Source organism: Streptomyces sp. MNU76 (assembly GCF_020982545.1).
Taxonomy (GTDB): domain Bacteria; phylum Actinomycetota; class Actinomycetes; order Streptomycetales; family Streptomycetaceae; genus Streptomyces.
In genome coordinates, this window is record NZ_JAJKLK010000003.1 from 947,761 (window position 1) to 972,491 (window position 24,731).

Annotated in this window: 18 protein-coding genes and 2 pseudogenes; 13 read left to right on the top strand and 7 right to left on the bottom strand. The window is 70.9% G+C overall.

The window, feature by feature from the left end:
- Positions 1 to 122 precede the first annotated feature (122 nt).
- From E4N62_RS10590 to dnaK, 4 genes and pseudogenes are all read left to right on the top strand, one after another.
- Complete coding sequence (locus tag E4N62_RS10590) at positions 123 to 1,184, top strand: ATP-binding protein (protein ID WP_184901513.1); 1,062 nt, start codon at positions 123 to 125, stop codon at positions 1,182 to 1,184.
- Positions 1,181 to 2,992 carry a hypothetical protein gene (locus E4N62_RS10595; protein ID WP_230213655.1) on the top strand — a complete coding sequence of 604 codons (1,812 nt, stop codon included), beginning with the start codon at positions 1,181 to 1,183 and terminating at the stop codon, positions 2,990 to 2,992. Before E4N62_RS10590 ends, E4N62_RS10595 begins: the two co-directional genes overlap by 4 nt.
- A gap of 103 nt (positions 2,993 to 3,095) precedes the next feature.
- The gene (locus E4N62_RS10600; protein ID WP_217176675.1) at positions 3,096 to 3,521 is read left to right on the top strand and encodes an OsmC family protein; all 426 of its coding nucleotides are present in this window, start codon (positions 3,096 to 3,098) and stop codon (positions 3,519 to 3,521) included.
- A 123-nt stretch (positions 3,522 to 3,644) separates the two neighbouring features.
- Positions 3,645 to 5,522: pseudogene (dnaK, locus tag E4N62_RS10605) on the top strand (molecular chaperone DnaK); the annotation flags it as partial.
- Positions 5,523 to 5,552: 30 nt separating this feature from the next.
- Here the strand turns inward: dnaK and E4N62_RS10610 are convergent.
- On the bottom strand, positions 5,553 to 6,416 hold the full coding sequence (locus E4N62_RS10610; protein WP_230213656.1) for a helix-turn-helix transcriptional regulator: 864 nt from the start codon (positions 6,414 to 6,416) through the stop codon (positions 5,553 to 5,555).
- Between the two features lie 266 nt (positions 6,417 to 6,682).
- Between E4N62_RS10610 and E4N62_RS10615 the strand changes: the two genes are divergently transcribed.
- Entirely contained in the window at positions 6,683 to 7,129 is a 447-nt protein-coding gene (locus E4N62_RS10615) for a hypothetical protein (RefSeq protein WP_230213657.1), read from the top strand.
- 3 nt (positions 7,130 to 7,132) lie between these two features.
- On the opposite strand, the gene E4N62_RS10620 is transcribed toward E4N62_RS10615, so the two are convergent.
- The gene (locus E4N62_RS10620) at positions 7,133 to 8,002 is read right to left on the bottom strand and encodes a helix-turn-helix domain-containing protein (RefSeq protein ID WP_230213658.1); all 870 of its coding nucleotides are present in this window, start codon (positions 8,000 to 8,002) and stop codon (positions 7,133 to 7,135) included.
- A gap of 129 nt (positions 8,003 to 8,131) precedes the next feature.
- Here E4N62_RS10620 and E4N62_RS10625 point away from each other — a divergent pair, with 129 nt between their 5' ends.
- Complete coding sequence (locus tag E4N62_RS10625; RefSeq protein WP_184901524.1) at positions 8,132 to 8,437, top strand: 4a-hydroxytetrahydrobiopterin dehydratase; 306 nt, start codon at positions 8,132 to 8,134, stop codon at positions 8,435 to 8,437.
- A 5-nt stretch (positions 8,438 to 8,442) separates the two neighbouring features.
- Positions 8,443 to 9,186, top strand: coding sequence for a class I SAM-dependent methyltransferase (locus E4N62_RS10630; protein ID WP_230213659.1), 744 nt, complete (start codon positions 8,443 to 8,445; stop codon positions 9,184 to 9,186).
- Here the strand turns inward: E4N62_RS10630 and E4N62_RS10635 are convergent.
- Positions 9,155 to 9,632 (bottom strand): annotated as a pseudogene (locus E4N62_RS10635) (hypothetical protein). The gene E4N62_RS10630 and the pseudogene E4N62_RS10635 overlap by 32 nt on opposite strands.
- Positions 9,629 to 10,129, bottom strand: a complete 501-nt coding sequence (locus E4N62_RS10640) for a hypothetical protein (RefSeq protein ID WP_230213660.1) — start codon at positions 10,127 to 10,129, stop codon at positions 9,629 to 9,631. The pseudogene E4N62_RS10635 and the gene E4N62_RS10640 overlap by 4 nt, the downstream one beginning before the upstream one ends.
- Positions 10,130 to 10,168: 39 nt before the next feature.
- Here E4N62_RS10640 and E4N62_RS10645 point away from each other — a divergent pair, with 39 nt between their 5' ends.
- Positions 10,169 to 11,134, top strand: a complete 966-nt coding sequence (locus E4N62_RS10645) for a YafY family protein (RefSeq protein ID WP_230213661.1) — start codon at positions 10,169 to 10,171, stop codon at positions 11,132 to 11,134.
- Positions 11,135 to 11,173: 39 nt separating this feature from the next.
- On the top strand, positions 11,174 to 13,039 hold the full coding sequence (locus tag E4N62_RS10650) for a rhamnogalacturonan lyase (protein WP_308184891.1): 1,866 nt from the start codon (positions 11,174 to 11,176) through the stop codon (positions 13,037 to 13,039).
- 52 nt (positions 13,040 to 13,091) lie between these two features.
- Here the strand turns inward: E4N62_RS10650 and E4N62_RS10655 are convergent, their stop codons facing one another.
- The 3 genes from E4N62_RS10655 to E4N62_RS10665 all read right to left on the bottom strand — a co-directional run bounded on the left by E4N62_RS10655 (position 13,092) and on the right by E4N62_RS10665 (position 19,934).
- A complete protein-coding gene (locus tag E4N62_RS10655) occupies positions 13,092 to 14,021 on the bottom strand; it encodes an endonuclease/exonuclease/phosphatase family protein (RefSeq protein ID WP_230213662.1) in 930 nt (309 codons plus the stop codon).
- Positions 14,022 to 14,204: 183 nt separating this feature from the next.
- Positions 14,205 to 16,871 (bottom strand): cellulose binding domain-containing protein, encoded by a 2,667-nt coding sequence (locus E4N62_RS10660; RefSeq protein ID WP_230213663.1) that lies wholly within the window; start codon positions 16,869 to 16,871, stop codon positions 14,205 to 14,207.
- 147 nt (positions 16,872 to 17,018) lie between these two features.
- A complete protein-coding gene (locus E4N62_RS10665) occupies positions 17,019 to 19,934 on the bottom strand; it encodes a glycoside hydrolase family 48 protein (protein WP_230213664.1) in 2,916 nt (971 codons plus the stop codon).
- 378 nt (positions 19,935 to 20,312) lie between these two features.
- Between E4N62_RS10665 and E4N62_RS10670 the strand changes: the two genes are divergently transcribed.
- The 4 genes from E4N62_RS10670 to E4N62_RS10685 all read left to right on the top strand — a co-directional run bounded on the left by E4N62_RS10670 (position 20,313) and on the right by E4N62_RS10685 (position 24,654).
- Positions 20,313 to 22,025 (top strand): glycoside hydrolase family 6 protein, encoded by a 1,713-nt coding sequence (locus E4N62_RS10670; protein ID WP_230213665.1) that lies wholly within the window; start codon positions 20,313 to 20,315, stop codon positions 22,023 to 22,025.
- 181 nt (positions 22,026 to 22,206) lie between these two features.
- The gene (locus E4N62_RS10675) at positions 22,207 to 22,803 is read left to right on the top strand and encodes a dihydrofolate reductase family protein (protein ID WP_230213666.1); all 597 of its coding nucleotides are present in this window, start codon (positions 22,207 to 22,209) and stop codon (positions 22,801 to 22,803) included.
- Between the two features lie 104 nt (positions 22,804 to 22,907).
- Positions 22,908 to 23,828: a trans-aconitate 2-methyltransferase gene (locus tag E4N62_RS10680; RefSeq protein WP_230213667.1), complete on the top strand. Its 921-nt coding sequence runs from the start codon at positions 22,908 to 22,910 to the stop codon at positions 23,826 to 23,828.
- Positions 23,829 to 23,952: 124 nt separating this feature from the next.
- Positions 23,953 to 24,654 (top strand): SDR family oxidoreductase, encoded by a 702-nt coding sequence (locus E4N62_RS10685; RefSeq protein ID WP_230213668.1) that lies wholly within the window; start codon positions 23,953 to 23,955, stop codon positions 24,652 to 24,654.
- The last annotated feature ends 77 nt before the right edge of the window (positions 24,655 to 24,731 follow it).

The window sequence follows — 24,731 nt, forward strand, 5'->3', positions numbered from 1 at the left end:
GACAGACGTAACGGAGCCCTACTAGGCGCCCCCGGCCCAGAAAAAATTCGGCTGCGCTCCCGCGAAGCGGTCACCCACACTGGCCGCAACGTCCGCAGGACCGAATCCCTGGAGCCCACGCCTTGCAGGCAGCCGTCACCGTCACGCCCTCCCGCCTCCCCGAGCTGCTGCTCGGCCTCGCCACCGTGCGCCCCGTCTTCCTCTGGGGCGCCCCCGGCATCGGCAAGTCCTCACTCGTGCGGGACTTCGCCGAGTCGCTGGGCCTGGAGTGCGTGAGCCTCCTCGGTACGCAGCTCGCGCCGGAGGACTTGATGGGCGTCCCGCAGATCCGCGACGGCCGCTCCGTGTTCTGCCCGCCGGAGGCGATCGCCCGCGACGAGCCGTACTGCCTGTTCCTGGACGAGCTCAACGCGGCCACCCCGGATGTGCAGAAGGCCTTCTACTCGCTGATCCTGGACCGCCGTATCGGCAACTACGAGCTGCCGAAGGGCTCGATCGTCGTCGGCGCCGGCAACCGTGCCACCGACAACGCCCTGGCCCGCCCCATCGCCTCCGCCCTGGTCAACCGGCTCACCCACGTCCACCTCCAGGCGTCGGCCAAGGACTGGCTGGCCTGGGCCGAGGACAACGGCATCCACCCCTGGATCCTGGACCACCTCACCGACCGCCCGGACCAGCTGTGGTCGAAGCCGCCGAAGAGCGAGGAGCCGTTCTCCACGCCCCGTTCCTGGCACATGCTCTCCGACGCGCTGCACTCCTTCGGGACCGACCTCGACGAGGAGACCCTGAAGATCCTCGCGCACGGCACGCTGACGCCCGCGCACGCGGTGGCCTTCTGCGGCTACGTCAAGATCGTGCGCAGCCGGTTCGGTATCGAGGCCATCCTCAAGGGCGAGGCCGGCTGGCCCCACCGCGTGGAGGACCGCGACCTGCTGTACTACCTCGCCGACTCCTTCCGCGGCCGGCTGATCAAGGAACTGCCGGTCAGCAAGCAGCACATGTCCGCGAACGGGCGGCAGACCGCGTACCGCGCCAAGTCCCTGCTGGTGCGGCTCGCGGAGATCTCCGTCGAGGTCGCCCAGACCGTCATCGCCGACGACACCGACGGCAACCCCGTGCTGCCCGCCTGGTTCCTGGTCGAGGCGGCCCGCGACATGCCCCGGCTGGTGGAGGCGCGCCGGTGAGCACGGCCGGCGGCAAGGGCCGGGGGAAACGGAAGACACAGCGGGACCTCGCCACCGAGGCGTTCGAGGCGGGACTGGAGGCGGTGCGGCGCAACTCCGCGCTGCGGGCGGTCGGGTTCAGCGTCTGCCGCAAGGAGAAGTGCGACCTGGCGCCCCGCGAGGGCCTCGTCCGGGTCGACTCCGAGGGCGTGCTGCACGCGCACCCCGACCGGCTCGCGGCCCCCGACGCCTGGGCCTGGGCCATCGCCCACGCCGCCATCCACCTGGGCTTCGGGCACGTCCCGGCGGCGCGGGGCGAGCGCACCCAGCCCGACCGGTTCGACCTCGCCGCCCGCTGCGTCGCCGTCAACCGGTTCCTGCTCACCTTCCCCGTCGGCCTGACCCCCGAGAACCTGCCCGACCGCTACCCGGACGGCGACGAGGAGCGCCTCGCCGCCCGCTGGCGCCGTGACGGACTCCCGGCGGCGTACGAGCACTGCGGCACGGCCGGCGGCGAGCCCGACCAGCTGCTGCTGTCCTGGCCCACGTGGCGGGGCACACCCACGGACTGGCAGCTCGCCTTCGCGCACGCCCTCACCCGCACGATGTCCGCCGCGATGGACATGGCCGGCGGCCGCCGCGAGTCCCTGGACGACGAGCCGACCCGCATGCGGCCCTGGGAGAAGGCGCTGAGCTGGTTCATCTCCTCCTACCCGCTGCTCGGCGGCATCGCGGCCGGCATCCGGATCGTCGCCGACGTCGAACTCGCCCATGCCCACGGCATCTCCGTCGCGGCCGTCGACGCGGAGGCGGGCGAGATCTACCTCAACCCGCTCCGCCAGTTCGACGACGAGGAGTGGCGGTTCATCCTCGCCCACGAGATGCTGCACGCCGCCCTGCGCCACGGCGACCGCTGCGGCACCCGTGACCCCTTCCTGTTCAACATCGCCGCCGACTACGTCATCAACGACTGGCTGCGCGAGATGCAGGTCGGCACCATGCCCGACGGGCTGCTGTACGACCCCGCACTGACCGGGCTGTCGGCCGAGGAGGTCTACGACCGGATCGTCGGTGACCTGCGCCGGATGCGCAGGCTCGCCACCCCGCGCGGCAGGGGCGTGGGCGACATCCTCGGCGGTCCGCTCGGCTCGCCGCGCGACTACGTGGACCTCGACGAGTTCTACCGCCGGGGCCTGGCCCGGGGCTTCGACCTGCACGAGCGGCAGGAACGCGGTCTGCTGCCCGCCGGTCTGGTCGAGGAGATCCGCGCCCTCAGCCATCCGCCCCTGCCCTGGGACGCGCAACTCGCCCGCTGGTTCGACGAGTTCGTACCCAGTCCCCAGGCCGTACGGAGCTACGCGCGCCCCTCGCGCCGTCAGTCCGCCACCCCCGACATCCCGCGCGCCGGACGGTACTTCCCACCCGAGGAGATCGCCCGCTGCACCTTCGGCGTCGTCCTCGACACCTCCGGCTCCATGGACCGGACGCTGCTCGGCAAGGCGCTGGGCGCGATCGCCTCGTACGCGGCGGGCCGGGACGTACCGGCCGCCCGGGTCGTGTTCTGCGACGCCGCCCCGCACGACGCGGGGTACCTGCCGGTCACCGAGATCGCCGGACGGGTACGGGTACGCGGGCGCGGCGGTACGGAACTGCAGCCGGGCGTCGATCTGTTGCACCGCGCCGACGACTTCCCGCCGGGCGCACCGGTCCTGGTCATCACGGACGGCTGGTGCGACGTGCTGCGGGTACGGCGGGAGCACGCGTATCTGATTCCCCAAGGTGCTCGCCTGCCGTTCACCGCGCGGGGGCCGGTGTTCAGGGTGAGATGAGCCTCCTGCCCGCCGGAGTGTGATCGGATGGGGGCACGGAACCCCGGCGACGGAACCCCGGCGACGGGACTCCGGCATCGTGACTGACAGGAAAGGACTCATCGTGGCCACCACGCGCACCGCACACACCGTCTGGGAAGGCGAGCTGCTCAAGGGCACCGGCACCGTCACCTTCGACTCCTCCGGCATCGGTTCGCAGCCGGTGTCGTGGCCGTCGCGCGCGGAGCAGGCGAACGGCAAGACCAGCCCCGAGGAGCTGATCGCGGCCGCCCACTCCAGCTGCTTCTCCATGGCGCTCTCCCACGGCCTCACGGGCGCGGGCACCCCGCCCACCCGCCTGGAGACCAAGGCGGACGTGACGTTCCAGCCCGGCGAGGGCATCACCGGCATCCACCTCACCGTCCGCGGCGAGGTCCCCGGCCTCGACGCGGACGGCTTCCAGGAGGCGGCCGAGGGCGCAAAGAAGAACTGCCCGGTCAGCCAGGCCCTGACCGGCACGACGATCACGCTGACGGCCGAGCTGGCCTGACCGTCTGCTTCGTGCGCCCCGTCTCCGCCCCATTGACAAGAGCCCACTCAAGTTTTGTGCTGGTGGTGGGAACACTTGGCGGACCTCGCGGGTCCTTGCGGACTCCGCTGGAAGGGGACGGCGATGGGGCGTGCGGTCGGGATCGATCTCGGGACGACGAACTCGGTGGTGGCCCTGCTGGAGGGCGGTGAGCCGACCGTCGTCGTGAACGCGGAGGGGCAGCGGACGACACCGTCGGTGGTGGCCTTCGCCAAGAGCGCCGAGGTGCTCGTCGGCGAGATCGCCAAGCGGCAGGCCGTGACGAACGTCGAGCGCACCGCCCGCTCCGTCAAACGCCACATGGGCGACGCGAGTTGGCGGTTCCCCGCGGAGGGCTCCGTGGACGGCACCCGCTACCGGGCCCAGGAACTGTCCGCGCGCGTCCTGCAGAAGCTGAAGCGGGACGCCGAGTCGTACCTCGGCGAGGACGTCACCGATGCCGTCATCACCGTTCCCGCGTACTTCGACGACGCGCAGCGGCAGGCGACCAAGGAGGCGGGCGAGATCGCGGGCCTGAAGGTCCTGCGGATCATCAACGAGCCCACGGCGGCGGCCCTCGCGTACGGCCTGGACCGGGGCGAGGAGCAGACCGTCCTCGTCTTCGACCTCGGCGGCGGCACCTTCGACGTCTCCCTCCTGGAGATGGGCGACGGCGTCATCGAGGTGAAGGCCACCAACGGCGACACCCGGCTCGGGGGCGACGACTGGGACCAGCGGGTCGTCGAGTACCTCGTCAAGCGCTTCCAGGGGCAGCACGGCGTCGATCTCGGCCGCGACAAGATGGCGTTGCAGCGGCTGCGGGAGGGCGCGGAGCGGGCCAAGATCGAGCTGTCCAGCTCCTCCGAGACGTCCATCAACCTCCCGTACGTCACCGCTTCCGCCGAAGGGCCCCTCCACCTGGAGGAGACGCTGACGCGCGCCCAGTTCCAGGAGCTGACCGCCGACCTGCTCGACCGGTGCAGGACGCCGTTCCACCAGGCCGTCAAGGACGCGGGGGTGAAGCTCGCGGCGATCGACCATGTCATCCTCGTGGGCGGTTCGACGCGGATGCCCGCCGTGAGCGACCTGGTCCGGGAACTCACCGGCAAGGACCCGCACAAGGGGGTGAACCCCGATGAGGTGGTGGCGGTCGGCGCCGCGCTCCAGGCGGGCGTCATCCGGGGCGACGTGAAGGACGTCCTGCTGCTCGACGTCACCCCGCTGTCCCTGGGCATCGAGACCAAGGGCGGCATCATGACCAAGCTGATCGAGCGCAACACGACGATTCCCACGCGCCGTTCGGAGATCTTCACGACGGCGGCCGACAACCAGTCCTCGGTCGGCATCCAGGTGTACCAGGGCGAGCGGGAGATCGCCGCGTACAACAAGAAGCTGGGCGTCTTCGACCTCACCGGGCTGCCGCCCGCGCCGCGCGGTGTCCCGCAGATCGAGGTGGCCTTCGACATCGACGCGAACGGCATCATGCACGTCTCGGCGAAAGACCTCGCCACCGGCCGCGAACAGAAGATGACGGTGACCGGCGGCTCCGCGCTCCCCAAGGACGACATCGACCGCATGATGCGGGAGGCCGAGCGGTACGCCGACGACGACCGCCGGCGCCGCGAGGCCGCCGAGACCCGCAACCACGCCGAGCAACTCGCCTACCAGACCGAGAAGTTCCTCCGCGAGAACGAGGCGCGCGTTCCCGCCGACAGCAGGGCCGAGGTGGAGGCAGCGGTGGCCGAGGTGAAGCGCCTCCTGGAGCACCCCGAGGACACCGCGTCCCTCCGCGCCGCCACCGACCACCTCTCCACCGTCAGCCAGCGCATGGGCCAGGCCATGTACGCGGCGGCGGCCGCAGACCGGGCCGAGACACCGCCCTCCGGCCCGGCCGGCAACGGGAACGGGAAGGCCGCCGAGGACGACGACACGACGGTGGTCGACGCGGAGATCGTGGACGAGGAGAAGGGGCCGAAGGGAGGGAGGGGCGGCGTAGCCGCCCGGGGGCTCAGCTCAGTGTGTGTCGCGGTACCGCTTCAGGATGTCCCGGGTCGCCTCGGCGGAGGCCGCGTGTGCCGCCATGTGGTCGAGGACTTCGAGGTGGAGGGCCACCTCGGTGCGGGAGTCGAGGTAGAGGGCACCGGTGAGGTACTCGCTGTAGACCATGTCGGGGAGTTCCGGTTCGGCGAAGCGGAAGAGGGAGAAGGGGGCGTAGGTGCCCGGGTGGGGGCCGCTGGCGAACTCGCAGACCTGGAGGATCACATGGTCCTTCTCGGTGACGTCGAGAAGCCGGTCGATCTGGTCGCGCATCACCTGGGAGCGGATGCTCACCGGCCGCCTGAGGGCCGTCTCGTCCATGATCACCCACAGGTGCGGCGGCTGCTCCTGGGTGAGGAGCTTCTGTCTCGCCATCCGTAGCGACACATGCCGTTCGATGCTCTCGGTACCGGTCTGCCCGACCGTCCCGGCCTCCATCACGGCCCGCGCGTACTCCTCGGTCTGCAGCATCCCCGGCACGAAGTGCGGCTCGTACTGCCGGATCAGCTGCGCCGCGCCCTCCAGGCTGACGTACACGCTGAACCAGTCGGGCAGCACATCGTGGAACCGCTGCCACCACCCCGGCTTGTTCGCCTCCTCGGCCAGCGACACGAACGCGGCGACCTCGTGCTCGGCGACCCCGTACGTCGTCAGCAGCACCTGGACGTAGGGGATCTTCAGGGCGACGTCGGCGGTCTCCATGCGCCGTACCGTCGCCGGGGCGACCCGGAGGACGCGTGCCGCCTCCTCGCGCTTGAGCCCGGCGGCCTCCCGCAGTTCCTGGAGCCGTTTTCCGAGCACCACCTGGCCCACGGTGGGCGCTGCCCGCCGCTCACTCACGCCACGCCTCCCCACGCGCCGATATACCCCAACAGTCTGTCATGCCCCGGTGGCACCGCGCAGGGGCGGCCGGAACGCGATGTTCCGGCGGCCTCGGGGCACGACGACCCCGCAGGGTACGGGGTGCCATGACCTCGGAGGTAATCGACCGCCGTCGGTACCGCGCGGCAAGGTGAGGTCACCGGGTCCTTCCGGCCGCCCCACGGGCGCGCTCGGCCCCGGTCCCTCCCGTTCCCGCCCACCACCTCGACGGAGCGTGATCTGCCATGTCCATGACTTTCGCGTCGACGGCCCGGCTCGCCGTACTGGCCCGGACCACCGAGCCCCGCACCATGCTGCGCCGCTTCCTGGCCGCCGACGCGGCGGTGACCGGGGCGAACGGGCTCGCCTACCTCCTGGCCTCCGGCCCCCTCGGCCGCTTCCTCGGGGTCGACCCCGGGCTGCTCCTCGGGCTCGGCGCGTTCCTCACCGTGTACGCGGTGGGTGTCGCCCTGCTCGCCGCGCGTGAGCGTCCGCCGACGCTGCCCGTACGGGCCGTGATCGAGGCCAACCTCGCCTGGACGGTCCTCAGCCTCGTCTCCCTGGTGCTGTGGCTGACGCCGAGCGCGGCGGGCGCGGTGTGGACACCGCTCCAGGCGGTCACCGTGGCCGGGTTCGCGGCACTCCAGTACCTGGCCCTCCGCGCGGCAGGCCCCCGCACGGACGTCGGCTGACCGTCAGGACATCAGCCCGTGCAGGTACTTGACCGTCGCCGGGTCCGCCGGGAGGAACGTCTCGATGGCGAGCTCGGCCACGGTCACGTCCAGGGGGGTGTTGAAGGTGGAGACCGAGGAGATGAACGACAGCACCCGGCCCTCGTGCTCGATCCGCATCGGCAGCGCGAAGTACACGCTCGCCCCCGCGCCGGGTCTCGCCCCCGCGTCCCCGCCGGAATCGTCCTCGGGCGTGCCCGGCGGCAGCGGATAGGCCGCCACCTCCTCGTACAGCGCCCGCAGCGGCTCCGAGCGGTGCAGCGCGACCTGGCGCTCCATCTGCTCCAGCAGGTGCCCGCGCCAGGCGCGCAGATTCCGGATGCGCGGCGCCATGCCCTCGGGGTGCAGCGTCAAACGCATCGCGTTCAGCGGCGGCACCAGCAGAGACTCGGGGATCCCGTCGAGAAGCATGACGATGCCCCGGTTCGCGGCCAGGACGTCGTACGTCGCGTTCATCACCAGCGCCGGATACGGCTCGTAGCCCTGTATCAGCCGCTCCATGCCCTCCCGCAGCGCGCCCATCGACGGGTCGTCCAGCGGCGTCTCCGGGTAGTGCGGGGCGTAACCCGCCGCGAGCAGCAGCGCGTTCCGCTCCCGTACGGGTACCTCCAGGTGCTCGGCGAGCCGGAGCACCATCTCCTCGCTCGGGCGGGAGCGGCCCGTCTCGACGAAGCTGATGTGCCGAGCCGAGGAACCCGCGCGCAGCGCCAACTCCAGCTGGCTGACCCGCCGTCGCTCCCGCCAGGAGCGCAGCAGCGGGCCCACGCCCTGGACGGCGGGCGTGGTGGGACGGCCCGGGGCACCGGTCGGGACAGTCGTCGGGACACTGGTCATGCGGAGAACGTAACCGAGCCGGTCGAGGCGTGGCGCGCCCGGGCTCCTGACCAGGGACCCGGCCCTCCGTCTGTGGCACGCTGGGAGGGACCGGACGTCACGGAGGGGACCTCCCGGAAGGAGTGGGTCATGCCCGTCGAACCCTTGTCGCAGAAGGAGATCGAGGACCGGCTGACGGAGCTGCCCGGCTGGTCGCTGGACGGGGACCGGATCGCCCGTTCCTACCGGCTGGGCTCGCACTTCGCGGCGACCGCGATGGTCGTGCACATCGCCCAGACCCAGGAGGAGCTCGACCACCACTCCGACCTCACCCTCGGCTACGACACGGTGTCGCTGACCATCCACACCCACAGCGTCGGCGGCGCCGTCACCGAGAAGGACTTCGAGCTGGCCCGCAGGGTGGAGGCGCTCGCCCCCGGTCACGGGGCGAGCTGAGGCGGGTGCTGGACTACGACAAGGAGGCCGGCGCCTACGACACCCTGCGGGGCGGCGAGCCCCGCGCCGAGGCCGCCGCCCACGCCGTGCTCGGCCTCGTCCCCGAGGGCGCCCGCCGGCTGCTCGACATCGCCTGCGGCACCGGGATCGTGACCCGCCGCCTCGCGGCGGCCCGTCCCCGGACACGGGTCACGGGGGTCGACCTCACGCATGCGATGGCGAGCCGGGCCGCCGCCCGGCTGCCCGGCTCCGTCGTGATCGGTGACGCCCGCCGACTCCCGTTCAGCGACGGGGAGTTCGACGCCGTCACCAGTGTGTGGCTGCTGCATCTGCTGGGCGGCCCCGAGGACGTGCGGGCCGTGGTCGGGGAGTGCGCGCGGGTGCTCCGCCCCGGTGGCGTCTACGTCACCACCGTCGACAAGGCCGCCTCCCACAACGTGGGCAGCGACATCGACGCGGTGCTCGCCCCACGGCCCCGGTCCCCGGCGATGGACCCCGCGGGCGCGGTCGAGAAGTACGCCGTCGCCCACGGTCTGCGCGCCGCCGGGCAGGCCCGTTTCCCCGGGCGCGGCCAGGGCCGCAGCCCTCGCCGCACGGTCGCCGACCTGCGCAGGGGCTGGTTCGTCACGCTGCCGCCCGGCGATCCGCTGGCCGACGACTTCGCGCGTCGCCTCGCCGCCCTGCCCGACCAGGACCTGCCGCGCCCGGACCCGGAGTTCACCCTGCGGTCGTTCCGGAAGGCCGCCTGAACTCCGTGATCCAGTTGGTCAGCCAGGTCGTGCCGCCGTCCCGGGAGAACGCCTGCTCCCAGCGGGCGGAGGTCTCGGACATCCCCGACCACACGAAACGCACGCGCACGTTCTCGTCGTCGAGGGTGTCGTCGCCGTGGAACTCCCCCCCGGCCGCCCTCGAACCGGCCCGTGACCGGCGGGAACAGCGTGCCGGTACGGCTGGAGGACCAGCTCGGCGACCAGGTTCGCGCCCGTGGGTCGAACAGCCGCAGGGTCAGCCCCTTCGAGCCGAGGTGCGGCATGTCGATCTCGTCGATGTTCGCGGCCCCGTCGAAGAGGGCCCAGCAGCGGCTGGTGGAGGTGAACTCCTCCCAGTCGCTGTCCGGCGCGAGGAAGTCGGTGCGGCGGCGGTGGTGGGCCTCCCACGCGCCGTGGAAGAAGTCGAAGTCGTGCGGGCCGCTCATCGCCGACCTCCGGTGAGCGAGGGGGTTCCGGTCGTCCCGGCGGGCAGGGAATCCGCCAAGTAGGCGTCGAGATAAGGGAGTTCGGGTGCGAGGACGTGCCGTACCCAGGCGTCGCGTTCGTGCTGGATCGGCGGGAGTTCCCAGACGCAGCCGATCCACGGGCGGTCGGTGGCCACGAAGTGCGTGGGGTCGGTGTCCGGGCAGCCGAGCACCGGCTGGCCCGCCGCCGCTCCGGCGAAGTGCAGGACGTTGTCCCACACCCAGCTGTAGACGTTCAGGTAGGCACCGGTGTCGCCGCCCCGGTGCAGCACGACGAAGGTCGCGGGCGGTGTGGTCCCGTCAGGCTCCGGCGGCAGTGCGGGAAGGAGCGCGTACGCCGCCTCCGCGACCTCGGGAGCGATGCCGTCCGGGTCGGCCGTGACGTGGTAGCGCTTGATCCGTCGGCCGGCCGCCTCGACGGGCGGCGGCACGGTCAGCAGTTTCTCGGTGAAGGGCATGGCGGCACGTTAGGACCGCTTCACTGACATCCTGTGTCAGTGAAGTCCAGCCGAATCGTCTCCATCCTGCTGCTGCTCCAGACCCGGGGGCGGATGACCGCCGCCGAGCTCGCCGAGGAGCTGGAGGTCTCCGTCCGCACGGTCTACCGGGACGTGGAGGCGCTGGGCGCGGCCGGGGTCCCGCTCTACGGCGACGCGGGCCACGCCGGGGGCTACCGCCTCCTGGAGGGCTACCGCACCCGCCTCACCGGGCTCACGAGGAACGAGGCCGAGGCCCTGTTCCTCGCGGGCGCGCCGGGGCCCGCCGCCGACCTGGGCCTCGGCGCGGTGCTGGCCGCCGCTCGGCTGAAGGTCCGCGCGGCCCTCCCCGTCGAGCTGCGGGCCCACGCCGACCGGGTCGTCGGCCGCTTCCACCTGGACGCCCCCGGCTGGTACGCGGAGGCCGACGACACCCCGTTCCTGGCCGCCGTCGCCGACGCGGTCTGGAACGGCCGGGTGCTGCACGTCCTCTACCGCCGCTGGGCCGAGCCGACCGACGTACGGCGCCGTCTCGAACCGTACGGCCTGGTCCTCAAGGCGGGCCGCTGGTACGTCGTCGCCGGGCCGGGACCCCGTACGTTCCGCGTGGACCAGATCCTCGACATCCTCGAACCCGACGCCGCCGACGAGGAGTTCACCCGCCCGGACGGCTTCGACCTCGCCGCGTACTGGGCGGCGTACCAGCGCGACTTCCACGCCCGGCTGCACCGTGGCGAGGCGCTGGTCCGGCTGGCGCCGGGCGTGACCCTGCCCAGGGCCGTTCCCGTCGAGGGCGGCACGGCCGAAGACGGCTGGGCCACGGTGAGGGTGCCCGTCGAGTCCGTCGGACACGCACACGGCGAGTTCCTGCGGCTGGGCACGGACATCGAGGTGCTGGAACCGGCCGAACTGCGCCACAGGATCGCCCGGACCGTGGCCGAACTGGCCGAAAGGTACGGCAACGTGGCCGGGAACGGTGGCGACTGAAGGAGCGGAACCCGTCCGTTTCTTCTGGAGGTTCATCACGTGCAGCACCCGCACAGGCACCACAGACGCCGAGCCCTGCGCTCGCTGGTGACAGCGGCCCTGGTCGCCGCCGGACTCACCACGTTCACCGATACGCCGGCCGAGGCCGCCACCGCCCGCCAGGTCGAGCGCCTCGACCGGGGCGTGGTCAGCGTGCACGTCGACAGCGGCAACCTGGTCAGCTGGCGCTGGCTGGCCACCGACCCGAATGACGTGTCCTTCAACGTCTACCGAGCCGGTACGAAGGTCAACTCGACCCCGATCACCGGCTCGACGAACTACTTCCACTCCGGCGCCCCGGCCCAGGCCGACTACACGGTCCGCGCGATCGTGGGCGGCGTGGAGCAGGGCGACTCGGTGCACGCCGTCCAACTGCGCACCGGCTACAAGGACGTGCCGATCAGCGCACCCGCGGGCGGCACCACCCCGGACGGCGTCGCCTACACCTACGAGGCGAACGACGCCTCCGTGGGCGACCTCGACGGCGACGGGGCCCTGGAGTTCGTCCTGAAGTGGCAGCCCACGAACGCCAAGGACAACTCCCAGTCCGGCTACACCGGCAACACGATCATCGACGGCGTCAAGCTCGACGGCACCCGACTGTGGCGCATCGACCTGGGCCGCAACATCCGCTCGGGCGCGCACTACACCCAGTTCCAGGTGTACGACTACGACGGCGACGGCAAGGCGGAGATCGCCGCCAAGACGGCGGACGGCACGGTCGACGGGGCGGGGAGGGTCATCGGCAGCTCCTCCGCCGACCACCGCAACTCCAACGGCTACATCCTGTCCGGGCCCGAGTACCTGACCATGTTCAACGGGCAGACCGGGCGCGCGATGCAGACCGTCGACCACGTCCCGGCCCGGGGCACGGTCTCGTCCTGGGGCGACTCGTACGGCAACCGCGTGGACCGCTTCCTCGCCGGCACGGCGTATCTGGACGGTGCCCGCCCTTCCCTGATCATGGCGCGCGGCTACTACACCCGTTCGGTGATCGCGGCCTGGGACTGGCGGAACGGCTCCTTCGCCCGCCGCTGGACCTTCGACACCAACTCCTCCACCAACTCCGGCCGGGGCTACGACGGTCAGGGTTCGCACAGCCTCTCCGTCGGTGACGTCGACAACGACGGCCGGGACGAGATCGTGTACGGCGCGATGGCCGTGGACGACAACGGGGCCGCCCTGTGGACCACCCGGACGGGCCACGGCGACGCCCAGCACCTGGGCGACCTCGACGCGTCGACGTCCGGCCTGGAGTACTTCAAGGTCTCGGAGTCCACCTCCCAGCCCGCCGAGCTGTACATCAACCCGGCCAACGGTGCGGTCCGCTGGCAGCTCGCCGCCTGCTGCGACAACGGGCGGGGAGTCGCCGGTGACATCCACGCGGGCAACGACGGCCCCGAGATGTGGTCGGCCTCCGACTCCGCCATCCGCGACGAGGCCGGCGCGGCGAAGGGCCGCGAGCCCTCCTCGGTCAACTTCCTCTCCTGGTGGGACGGCGACCCGGTCCGTGAGCTCCTCGACGGCACCCGGATCGACAAGTACGGCACCTCCGCCGACACCCGGCTGCTGACCGGCTCCGGGGTCTCCTCCAACAACGGCACCAAGGCCACCCCGGCCCTCTCCGGAGACATCCTCGGCGACTGGCGTGAGGAGGTGGTCTGGCGCACGAGCGGCAACACGGCGCTGCGGATCTACTCGACGCCGATCGAGACGAGCACGAAGATCACGACCCTGCTGCACGACCCGATGTACCGCACAGGGCTGGCCTGGCAGAACACCGCGTACAACCAGCCCCCGCACACCAGCTTCTTCATCGGCGCCGGCATGCCGACGCCGCCCAGGCCGACCGTGTACACGCCGTAGGGGCCGCTCCGTGGGCGGGCCCGGCCCGCCCACGGACTCCTGCGCGCGCTGGTCAGCCCAGCGTGACGGACGCCTGCACCGGCAGATGGTCGCTGGGGAACTGGCCGCCGGACGCGAACGTGTTGATGGCCGCCCGGTGCACCGTGATGCCCGGAGTGGTCAGGATCCAGTCGATGCGGTCGCCGCCCGGCGTCAGCGGGCGGTAGCCGTGGAACGTCGCGTACAGGTCGTTGCGCTCGGGCGCCGCGTCCCAGGTGTCGACGAGGCCGGCGCCCAGCATCGTGTCGTAGACCGTGTTCCGGTGGGCCGCCACGTTGAAGTCGCCGGTGACGACGAGGGGCAGCGACCGGTCGAGCCCGGCGATGCGCTGGGCGATCAGGGCCGCGGCGCGGTCGCGGGCGTACTGGCTGAGGTTGTCGAGGTGGGTGTTGAGGACGTAGAACTGTCTGTCGCCGTCCTTCAGGTCACGGAACCGGACCCAGGTGACCATCCGGATGGAACCGCCGCCCCAGGTGTTCGACCCGGGCACCTCCGGTGTGTCGGAGAGCCAGAAGTGCCGGTACTCGACGGGCGCGAGCCGGCGGGTGTCGTAGAAGACAGCCATGAACTCGTCGCGGTTGCCGCCCGCACGGCCGGTGCCGATCCAGCGGTAGTCCGTCCCCAGGTCGGCCTCGATGTCGCGCAGTTGCTGATGGAGGCCCTCCTGGGTGCCGATGACATGGGGCGCTTCCTGCCGCAGCAGGGCCCTCATCACCGGTCTGCGTACGGCCCAGCTGTTGGGCCGCACGGTGCTCGCGTAGCGCAGATTGAAGGACATGGTCGCGAGGGGCGGGCCGGCGATGGCCTCCTCCTTCTTCTCCGCCACCGCCGCGACGGCGGGTGCGCCGGACAGTCCGGTGGTACGGGACAAGGGCAGCAGAGCCGCCGCGGCGAGGGCGGTCTTCATGCTCAGTCGGCGCGTGACGCGGCTGTGGTTCGGCACAGGGGCTCCTTCTGTGAAGGTCTCCGGGCGAGCCGTGCGTACACACTCTGGATTGCCCTTCTGTGCCCGACATGAACATGCCCACAGGGGAGGGTGTACGCGGTTCGACCTTCCACCTGTACAGGATACGAAGAGGACGCGCGCCGACCCGGACGCGCGCCCTCTTCTCGTCCGGCGCGGGTGTCAGGTCACCGCGCAGGACTGGTCACCGAGCTTGAACGCGGTCGGCTTGCCGTTCGTCCCCGACCAGCTTCCGGTGAAGCCGAAGCCCACCGACGCACCGGCCGCCACCGTGCCGTTCCAGCCGATGTTCCGGGCGGTGACCGCCGACCCCGTCTGGGTGTGGGCGGCGTTCCAGATCTGGGAGATGCGCTGGCCGCCCGGGAAGGTCCAGCCGAGCGACCAGCCGGTCCACGCGCTCGCGCCCGTGTTGGACAGCCGCACGTCCGCCTGGAAGCCCCCGGACCACTCATTGGTGATCTTGTACGTCACCGCGCAGGGGCCCGTCGGCTCGGGCTCGGGGTCCGGATCCGTACCGCCGCCCCCGCCGCCGGTGTCGGAGGAGTCGCCGTAGATGACCCCGCGCCCGTTCGTCGCGATGTAGACCCGCCCGTACACCCTCGGGTCACCCGTGATCGCCGCGCCCGTCCACCCCCACCGGTGGGCGTCGTCGTTGATCCGGGTCCAGGTCGCGCCCTTGTCCGTCGAGCGGAAGATGCCACGCACGCCGCCGATCTTGGCGCTGGTGTAGAGGGTCTGGTACGAGGCTCCCGTCGCCGCCTTGCCGAAGCCGATCGTGTCGGCCTGCTCGACGCCGGAGAGCTTGGTCCAGGTCGCGCCGCCGTCCGTCGAGTGCCACAGCCCGTAGGCCCCGTCGGTGGCGCCACCGGCCAGCCAGACGTCGCCCTTCACCCCGGGCAGTGCCTTGAAACGGATACTGTCGCCGCTGGGCAGCCCGGTCGCGTTCGACGCGGTGAAGGTCGCCCCGCCGTCCGTGCTGACGTAGAACTTCCCGGACTTGAAGCCGTAGAAGGTCCTCGGGTCCACCCGGTCGGACTCCACGATCGCGCCGGACGGGATACCGCTCGACGCCGACCACGTGGTGCCGAACCCGGTCGTGTACCGCACGCCCGTGCCCTCGGGACTCCACACGAAACGGCCGCCGTCCGAGGCCGCCGCGACCGTACCGCCGCCGCTGACACCCGAAGGGTCCGTCCCGGCGAACCAGTTGGCGCCGTTGTCCGTGGAGAACGCGATGTGCGGACCGGAGTCCAGATTCCCCACGCGCACCACCGTGTTCGGGTTCGACTCGGCGAAGTCCAGACTGGTCGTCGTCGTGAAGTTCGGCTGGGTGAACATCATCGACGGGACCTTCGTCAGGTCCGTGTGCCGGAAGCCGCCGATGTCTCCGAGCGCGCTCAGCAGCGGCGCGCCGGACGGGGGAGAGGCCAGGTCGTTGACGGCCGTCTCCTCCAGCCCCCGCACCATCGGTCTGATGGTGAACTGGCTGCCGCTGTCCCAGTTCCCCAGGTTCTCCGTGCCGTAGATCGTCGCGCCGGTCCCGTACATCATGCGGTTCGAGTCGAACGGGTCGATCTCCAGCGCCTCGGTCATCCAGCCGAGCTTGGGTGTCTGCTCGGGCGGCGAGGGATTCGCGCCCCAGGTCAGCCAGGGGGACGAGGAGACGTCCATGGTGTAACGGTTCGCACGGTTCGGGTACGAGGTGTAGTCCCAGGCCCTGGTCCACGTGGCGCCGCTGTCCGTGGAGCGGAAGATCTGGGTGTCCGGCCACCAGGAGCTGTACGCCGTCGCCATGACCGTGCCCGGGTCCTGCCGGTCGACGGTCAACCCGCTGAAGCCGTAGTGGGTGTCGGCCTCCGCCACCGGGCTGATGTCCGTCCAGGTGCCGGTCGCCGTCGCGTACCGCCACAGCTGCCCCTTGCCGCCGTCGTACGGCCCGCCCTTGTCGCTGTACGACAGGTACAGATGGCCGTTCGCGGTGTCGAGCACGCCCTTGTGGGCCAGATGGCCGGTCGGCTGCCCGGCCAGCCGCGACCAGGTCGCCCCCGCGTCCGTGGACCGGTAGACCGCGTTGTCCTTGTCGGCGACCCCGACGTACAGGGTCCGCGTGGCGTTGCCTGAGGTGCCCGTCGACTCGTCGAAGGTGACCCAGACGATGCCCTGGTTGTCGCTGGAGTAGCCGCTGGTGTCGGACGGATCGGCCACATAGTTGCCGACGTTCGGGAAGTTCGTCACCTGCGACCAGGTGACCCCCGCGTCCGTGGACCGCCACAGCCCCTTCCCGCTGGGCGCGCCCAGGTACAGCACGCTGTTGCGGTTCGGGTCCACCGCCAGCCGTTCGCCCATGCCCCGCCCCGGCATGTTCCCGCCCAGCTTGAACGGTAGATGCGCCTTCTGCCAGCTGGCCCCGCGGTCCGACGACCGCAGGATCGCCCCGTTCCCCGGATCCCAGCTGTTGGTGTACGTTCCGGCCGCCACGTACACCTTGTTCGGATCGACCGGGTCGGAGGCGAGGCTCACGACACCGGTGTGACCCCAGTCGTCCCAGCCGACGGAATCGAGCAACGGGGTCCAGGTCTGGGACGACTCCACCCAGCGGTAGGCGCCGCCGATGTCGGTGCGGGCGTACGCGAGGTCGCGCTCCTTGCGGTTGAAGACGATGCCCGGGACGAAGCCGCCGCCGTCGATCCGGGCGTTCTTCCAGGTGTAGGTGTCGGCGGCGACAGCCACCGACTTCTCGGCCCGCTCGGCGGCCACGACGGGTGGGGAGCCCGCCAGCAGCCCGGCGGCGAGGGCCAGGACGGCGGTGAGGATGCGCGTTCTTCGCACAGTGGGGGTCCTCTCCTGACAGGTGGGGGGAAGATCCCCGCGCCCCCGAAGGGGCGCGGGGCTGTGTCTACTGTGCGGCTCCGCCGCGTGGGTGGGCGCGACCGGCCACGGACGTCCCGTGGCCGACGTGCGACCTGAGTCCCGGAGCTACTCCAGCAACTCCGCGTACGAACCCATGGCCAGGGCGATGTCCGCCTGGGCCCAGAACCGGTGGTACGTGAACGAGGGCGCGGCCCCGCCGGCCAGATACGCCTCGATCTTCGACCAGGCCGGGTCGTCCTCGTAGAACGACCTGATCGAGTCGAACGTCGACGTCGAGTTGATGGCGTCGCCGTTCGGCATCCTGCCGGTCCACCCGCTCGGCACGTACACCCGGTCGTCGAACCGGTTGTAGTCCGCCCGGGTCTCGGGAACCGCGACCCCCAGCCCGTCCTGGTGGTGCTCCCACATGCCGTCGAGCAGCGCCTTGGCGACCCGGGCCGCGTCCGCGTCACCGGAGCGGTCCGCGTAGTACGTCAGCGTCTTGGCGTACGCGGCGGCCACACCCACGTCGGCGGTGTAGTCGGCGACGGCGACGTGCAGTCCCGCGTTGGCGCCGGGACTCGACGCGTTCCACGTGTCGGGCGCGCCGGACCACTGGAGCGTCGACGGAATCCGGTACGTCCCGTCCGGATTGATCGTCGTCTTGGACAGCGCCCAGTCGACCCACTTGTCCAGCACGGTCTTCGCTGCCGCGTTGCCCGTCTGCTGGTAGTACTCGGCGACCCGCTCCATGGACCACGCCTGGAAGCCGAACCACTGGTTGGACGGCGGGTCGTGGTACACCGGCTTCTCGTCGTAGAACATGCCGTAGAAGGTCGGCGTCCCGGCCGGGGGAGTGGCGTACCGCCCCGCCCAGCTGTTGGTGGCGCCGCCCGCGATGCCGCCCTCGTTCGACTGCAGCCAGCGGTAGAACTCGATCTGCCGGTCGAGCGACTTGGCCCAGTCCGCCTGCCCGGTCGCCGACTTGGGCTTCAGCGGGGCGTAGTTGGCGAGGGCGTGGGCTGCCAGCGGGTTCTGGTAGCCGCCGTGCGTGTGGCTGGAGCCGATGCGCCAGGCCCAGCCGGCGTTGGTGTCGGTGGCACCGCCCCACGCGTAGTACCAGTTGAGCAGGTAGTGGGAGGAGTCCTTGCCGGTGCCCGCGGGGCAGGTGGTCGGTCCCACACAGTTCCCGATCTTCTTGAAGTACTTGTCGTACATCGCGTAGCGCAGGTAGTCGCCCATCTTCGCGGCCTTGGTGATGGTCGCGGAGACGTCACCGCCCTTGCCCTGCTGCTTGGCCCAGATGTCCGCCCAGTAAGCGGCCTGCACGGCTCGCGCGTCGGCGTCCGGGGCATTGGTGAACTTCCACTGCTTGGCGTACGACGCGTCACGGGTGAACAGGTCCAGGTACCCGTTCGGGCCGCCGTACTTGAACTGGTCGCAGGTGGGCTGCGGGATCGTCTCCCACACCGACTCCTGCTGCCCGCGCTGGAAGGTGTTGATGTACGACGGGCCGGTGTCGGTCGGACCCGCCTCGCACTTGCCGGGCGAGTTGCCGTAGCCGTAGACGTTGTCCACGTCCTGCAGCCAGTGCATGCCGTAGATGTCGTCCGTGCCGTGGGCGCTCTTCAGCTCGGCGGCGATGGGGTCCGGACCGACCGAGACATTGGTGTTGAGCTGCGCCGGATACTCGTTCGGGGTGTCGTGCTCCGGGGCGTACGTCGCCGGCTTGGAGGCGTTGTAGAAGGAGTTGGTGGGCTGGTCGGGCTTGGTCGGGATCATGTACTTCTCCATGATCTCCCAGGCCCCGTTGAACTTGGACCAGTCGCCCGTCACCTTGCCGTACATGGCCTGGAGCCACAGGAGGTAGCTGTAGGCCTCCGAGGTGGTCTCATGGCCGTGGTCCGGCGCCTCGACGATCAGCGTCTCCACTGAGTGGTACGGGATGCCCTCGGGGGAGAAGTAGCCGTTCGCCGGGTTGGTGATCTTGCCGTAGAGCTCCAGGAACCGCTCGTCGTACTCGCTCGACGCGGCCAGCTGGGTCACGGTCACCGAGGCCTTGGCGTGGCCGGTCGCCGTCGAGTCGAAGACGGCCGAGCCGGTGCCGGAGGCGTTCGCGGAGATGGTCACCTTCTGGGCCGTGCTCCAGTTCGACGGCGTGAAGGTCAGCGACCCGCCGCCCGACACCGACAGACCGGTGTTGCCGGACGCCCGCGCGGTCGTCACCGTCACGTTGCCGGACGGCTGGGTCGACAGTTTCACGTCGTACGTGCCCGACTGGCCCTGGCGGACGCCCAGTTGGGTCGGCGAGACCACCACGGCGGGACCCGAGGCGACCGTGATGCCGACCGGTGTGGAGTTCGCCGACGCGCCCAGGCTGTCGTACGCCTTGGCCACCAGCGAGTGACTGCCCACGCTCAGCCCGGAGGCGGAGTACGTGTACGGCGAGGTGGTGTCCGTGCCCAGCAGCGTGGTGTCGTCGTAGAACTCGACCTTGGTGATCGTGGCGTTGTCCGCGGCGGCGGCCGTGGCCGCCATCGGGACCGCCGTGCCCTGCGAGTACACCGCGCCCGGCGCCGGACTGGTCAGCACCGTGATCGGCGGCTGGTGCGCACCCACGCACGCGGTGCCGTTGATCGCGAAGTTGGTCGGCGCCGCGTTCGTGCCGCTGTACGTGAACTGGGCGCCCGTGCTCACCGCGGCGCCGACGGCGATCGTGCCGTTCCATGAGGCGTTCCGCGCGGTCACGGTCTTCCCGGACTGTGACCAGGTACCGCTCCAGCCGTTGCTGAGCGTCTGGTTGCCCGTGTAGTCGTAGGTCAGGGTCCAGCCGCTGATGGCCTCGGTGCCCCGGTTGCTGATCGTGAGCTCGGCGGTGAAGCCCGAGCCCCAGTCGTTGGTCTTGTAGTCGACGTTGCAGGCGACCGCGGCCGCGCTGGCGGGGGTCGACCCCGTGCCGAGCATCGTCAGGGGCAGGGCGAGGGCCGCGACCACGGCGGTCCACAGACGCCGCGTGGCACGGCGTCCCGGTCTGGGGTGCATGCTCTGGTTCCTTCCGTGCGGCTCTTGCGAAGGTGGGGGCGGAGCAGCAACAACAAGCCTTGAACCAGTGGGAGCGCTCCCATAGTGAGGAGGAGGGCCCAAGGGGTCAAGGTGTTTGAAGAGTCGAAATGATTCGATCAGGCGGAAACAATTCGTTGAGCGCAATAACGCAACACCTCTGTTTTTTGCCGTCACTTGGCGCTACCTTCACCAGCACCAGTGGGAGCGGTTCCATCAGTCGACGCGCTCGTCCCAGGCGTGTCCGAGCTGCGAGGAACGCTCCGCGCACACCCCCAGCGTTCAGGTCTTTTACTCGCCTCGGCGACAGCGCGACGACTCCTCCTCGTACACCCCACTACGGAAGAGGAACCCGCACTCATGAGCCGTACCAGAACAGCACTCCTCGCGGCGTTGGCGCTGGTCGCCGGCGCCGCCGGGACCGCCGCCGCCGCGGTGCCCGACGACGTCGGCGCCCAGGCGGTCCCCTGCACGGTCGACTACAAGGTGCAGAACCAGTGGTCCACCGGCTTCACCACCGCCGTCACGATCACCAACAACAGCGCCGCGAAGTCCTCGTGGGCCGTGAAGTGGTCGTACGCGGGCAACCAGCAGGTCACCAGCGGGTGGAACTCCCGGATCACCCAGAGCGGTACGTCGGTGACAGCCGCCAACGAGACGTACAACGGCACGCTGGCCACCGGCGGTTCGGTCAGCTTCGGCTTCCAGGCCTCCTACAGCGGCACCAACGCCCTGCCGACGACCTTCACGCTCGACGGCGTGACCTGCAACGTCGACGACGGCGGAGGTGGCGGCACCGATCCGGACCCGGGCACGCCGGGCAGCAGGGTGGACAACCCGTACAGCGGCGCCAAGGTGTACGTGAACCCCGAGTGGTCCGCCAACGCCGCCGCCGAACCGGGCGGCAGCCGGATCTCCAACCAGCCGACGGGTGTCTGGCTGGACCGCACCGCGGCCATCGCGGGCGCCGGCGGCAAGATGGGCCTGCGCGCCCACCTCGACGAGGCGCTGCGGCAGAAGGGCTCGGGCGAGCTCGTCGTCCAGTTGGTGATCTACAACCTGCCCGGCCGTGACTGCTCGGCCCTCGCCTCCAACGGCGAGCTGGGCCCGACGGAGATCGACAAGTACAAGACGCAGTACATCGACCCGATCAAGGCGATCCTCGCCGACTCCAAGTACGCCGGCCTGCGGATCGTCACCACGGTCGAGATCGACTCGCTGCCCAACCTCGTCACCAACGTCGGCAGCCGCCCGACGGCCGTGCCGCAGTGCGACGTGATGAAGGCCAACGGCAACTACGTCAAGGGTGTCGGGTACGCGCTGAACAAGCTGGGCGACGTCCCCAACGTCTACAACTACGTCGACGCCGGCCACCACGGCTGGCTCGGCTGGGACGACAACTTCGCCCCCTCCGCCGCCATCATGAAGGAGGCGGCGACCGCCGAGGGCGCCACGGTGAACGACGTCCACGGCTTCATCACCAACACGGCGAACTACAGCGCGCTGAAGGAGAACAACTTCACCATCAACGACACCGTGGCCGGCAAGTCGGTCCGCGAGTCGAAGTGGCTGGACTGGAACCGCTACGTCGACGAACTGTCCTTCGCCCAGGCTTTCCGCGCCCAGGCGGTCTCGGCGGGCTTCAACTCGAACATCGGCATGCTCATCGACACCTCCCGCAACGGTTGGGGCGGTACCGCACGGCCCACCGGACCGGGCGCGACGACCAGCGTCGACACCTACATCGACGGCGGGCGCTACGACCGCCGCCTCAACACGGGCAACTGGTGCAACCAGTCCGGAGCCGGCCTCGGTGAGCGTCCGAAGGCCTCCCCGGCGACCGGGATCGACGCCTACGTGTGGATGAAGCCGCCGGGGGAGTCCGACGGGGCCAGCTCCGCCATCCCGAACGACGAGGGCAAGGGCTTCGACCGCATGTGCGACCCGACGTACACGGGCAACCCGCGGAACAACTACAACATGTCCGGCGCCCTGGCGAACGCGCCGATCTCCGGGCACTGGTTCTCCGCCCAGTTCCAGCAGCTGATGCAGAACGCGTACCCCGCGCTCTGAGTCCGCTCGCGTGAACCGGTCCGCCAGGGGTCAGTCTCTCTTCCCCCACCCCCTGGCGGACCGGTGGCATGCCCGTGTGAGGCACGTCACGATGAGGGAGGTGGGCGGATGCGATGAGTTCCGGGCGGCGCGGCGGTCTGTATCGCCGTAAGCCCGTGACAGTGAGAGAGAAGAGAACCCCATGCGCATCGTGATCTGCGAGTTCATGAGCCTGGACGGAGTCGTGCAGGCGCCCGGCGGTGCCGACGAGGACATCGACGGCGGGTTCGCCCACGGCGGCTGGACCCACCCGTTCTTCGACCCGGAGGTCGTGGGCGGCGCCTGGGACGCCGCCCTGGAGAAGGCCGACGCGCTGCTGTACGGCCGACGCACCTGGACGGCCATGGCCGGTGCGTGGCCCGACCGCGCGGGCGACCCCTTCGCCGACCGGATGAACTCCATCCGCAAGTACGTCGTGTCCACAACGCTCACCGAGTCCGAGCTGACCTGGGACAACACCACGCTCGTCCCGGGCGCGGAGGCGATCGCCGAGATCCGCAAGCTCCGCGAGGCCGAGGGGGGCGACCTGCTGGTCATGGGCAGCCCGACGCTCGCCCGCACCCTCCTCCAGGAGGGGCTCGCCGACGAGCTCGTGCTGATCGTCATGCCGGTGCTCCTCGGCGGCGGCAAGACGATCTTCCCGGGTGACGGTGCCAAGCACACCCTGGAACTGGTCTCCACGACCACCAGCGGCACCGGCGCGAACGTGTGTGTCTACCGGCCGGCACAGCAGGGATGACCGGGCGGAATCGGCACAGCAGATTTGCCGGTACGGCAAGAGAGGTGGCGGTCGTCGGGTGCGTCGGAGCAGGCTGACACCACCCGGAAGAGAGGCTCACCGTCATGGGGCAGCACCACCACGGCCAGGATCCGCACCGGCACGGACACCAGTGCGGGCAGGGCCACGGCCACGATCACGGCCATCACACCGATCTGGACTGGGCCGAGCTGGCCGAGCACCTCGTGGAGCAGGCGGAACTGTTCGACCCGCTCAATCGGCGTGCCGCCGCCTGGGTCGCCATGCGCCAGCCCGAGCCGGGGCTGGTCGTCGACGTCGGCAGCGGCCCGGGGGTGGTGAGCTGTCTGCTCGCCGAGGAGTTCCCCGGCGCCCGGGTCGTCGCACTGGACGGCTCGGGGCCGCTGCTGGAGCGTGCGCATACCCGTGCCGAACAGCTTGGCCTCGCGGACCGGTTCGCCACCCTGGAGGCCGAACTTCCGGACGGTCTGGGGGAGTTGGACTACCCAGCCGACCTGATGTGGGCGAGCCGCAGTCTGCACCACCTCGGTGACCAGCGCGCCGCCCTCGCAGCCTTCGCCGAACGCCTGGCGCCCGGCGGCACGTTGGCCCTCGTCGAGGGCGGGCTGCCCAGTCGGTTCCTGCCGCGTGACATCGGCATCGGACGCCCCGGGCTGCAGTCCCGGATCGACGCGGCGGAGGACCGGTGGTTCACCGAGATGCGGGGGTCGGTGCCCGGGAGCGTCCCGGAGACCGAGGACTGGCCGGGGCTGCTCATCGCCGCGGGTCTGCGCGACGTCACGTCCCGCACCTTCCTGCTGGACCTGCCGGCCCCGGTCCCCGAAGCCGCCCGCGCCTACGCCGTGGGCCAGTTCCAGCGCGCCCGGGGCATGCTCGCGGAGTTCCTCGACGCCGCCGACCTCTCGACGGTCGACCGTCTCCTCGACCCCGACGACAAGGCGAGCCTGCACCACCGCACGGACCTCTTCGTCCTCGCGGCCCAGACGGTGCATGTGGCTCGGCGGTGACGGAGCGCGTCGCGGCGAAGTCCCCCTGGCCCGGCGGCGCTTGACTTCGAGAGTGCTCCAAGTGATGGACTCCGTACGTCGGCCGGAGTCCACCCGGCCGGCCGGAACCAGTAGGGGGACTTCCATGACCGACGCTCCCGTGGCGCTCATCACCGGCGGATCCAGCGGCATCGGAGCCGCCGTCGCCCGGCAGTTGCTCGACCTCGGCCACCGGGTGGCCGTCACCGGGCGCAGGCCCGACCGGTTGCGGGCCTTCGCCGCCGAACTCGGCGATCCGGACGGCCTGTTGACCCTGCCGGGGCACGCGGCGGAGTACGCGGACGTACAGGCGGCGGTGGACGCCACGCTGAAGGAGTTCGGGCAGATCGACACCGCCCTCGCCAACGCCGGGTTCGGCACCCACGACACGGTCGCCGAGGGTGATCCGGCCGGGTGGTCGGAGATGGTGCTGACCAATGTGCTCGGCCCGGCCCTGCTCATCCGGGCCTCCATCGACGCCCTCAAGGAGAGCAGGGGGCGGATCATGCTGGTCGGCAGCGTCGCGGGCTTCATTCACGGGCCCGGGAACATCTACGGGGCCACGAAGTGGGCTGTCACCGGACTCGCGGAGAACACACGGCGGCAGGTGACCGAATGGGGCGTCGGCGTGACCCTCATCGCGCCCGGCCGGGTGGAGACGCCGTTCTGGGACAGCTACGGCAGCCTGCCGCCCGGCCATCTCCTCACCGCCGACCAGATCGCCGACTCCGTGGTCTGGGCGATCCGCCAGCCGGCCGGGGTGGACATCAACACCGTGGTCGTACGGCCGATCGGGCAGCCGGTCTGAGCGCGGGCGCCATGGGGCCGCGGGCGCCGCGGGTGCCGGACACACGAGACCGCCCGTCGAGCGGCTTCCGACGGGCG

Excerpts from the sequence above, each read along its gene's own strand:
- E4N62_RS10615 (WP_230213657.1), top strand. The coding sequence starts at position 6,683 with ATGTCCATGACTTTCGCGTCGACGGCCCGGCTCGCCGTACTGGCCCGG.
- E4N62_RS10620 (WP_230213658.1), bottom strand. The coding sequence starts at position 8,002 with ATGACCAGTGTCCCGACGACTGTCCCGACCGGTGCCCCGGGCCGTCCC.
- E4N62_RS10625 (WP_184901524.1), top strand. The coding sequence starts at position 8,132 with ATGCCCGTCGAACCCTTGTCGCAGAAGGAGATCGAGGACCGGCTGACG.
- E4N62_RS10640 (WP_230213660.1), bottom strand. The coding sequence starts at position 10,129 with ATGCCCTTCACCGAGAAACTGCTGACCGTGCCGCCGCCCGTCGAGGCG.
- E4N62_RS10665 (WP_230213664.1), bottom strand. The coding sequence starts at position 19,934 with ATGCACCCCAGACCGGGACGCCGTGCCACGCGGCGTCTGTGGACCGCC.
- E4N62_RS10670 (WP_230213665.1), top strand. The coding sequence starts at position 20,313 with ATGAGCCGTACCAGAACAGCACTCCTCGCGGCGTTGGCGCTGGTCGCC.
- E4N62_RS10675 (WP_230213666.1), top strand. The coding sequence starts at position 22,207 with ATGCGCATCGTGATCTGCGAGTTCATGAGCCTGGACGGAGTCGTGCAG.
- E4N62_RS10680 (WP_230213667.1), top strand. The coding sequence starts at position 22,908 with ATGGGGCAGCACCACCACGGCCAGGATCCGCACCGGCACGGACACCAG.
- E4N62_RS10685 (WP_230213668.1), top strand. The coding sequence starts at position 23,953 with ATGACCGACGCTCCCGTGGCGCTCATCACCGGCGGATCCAGCGGCATC.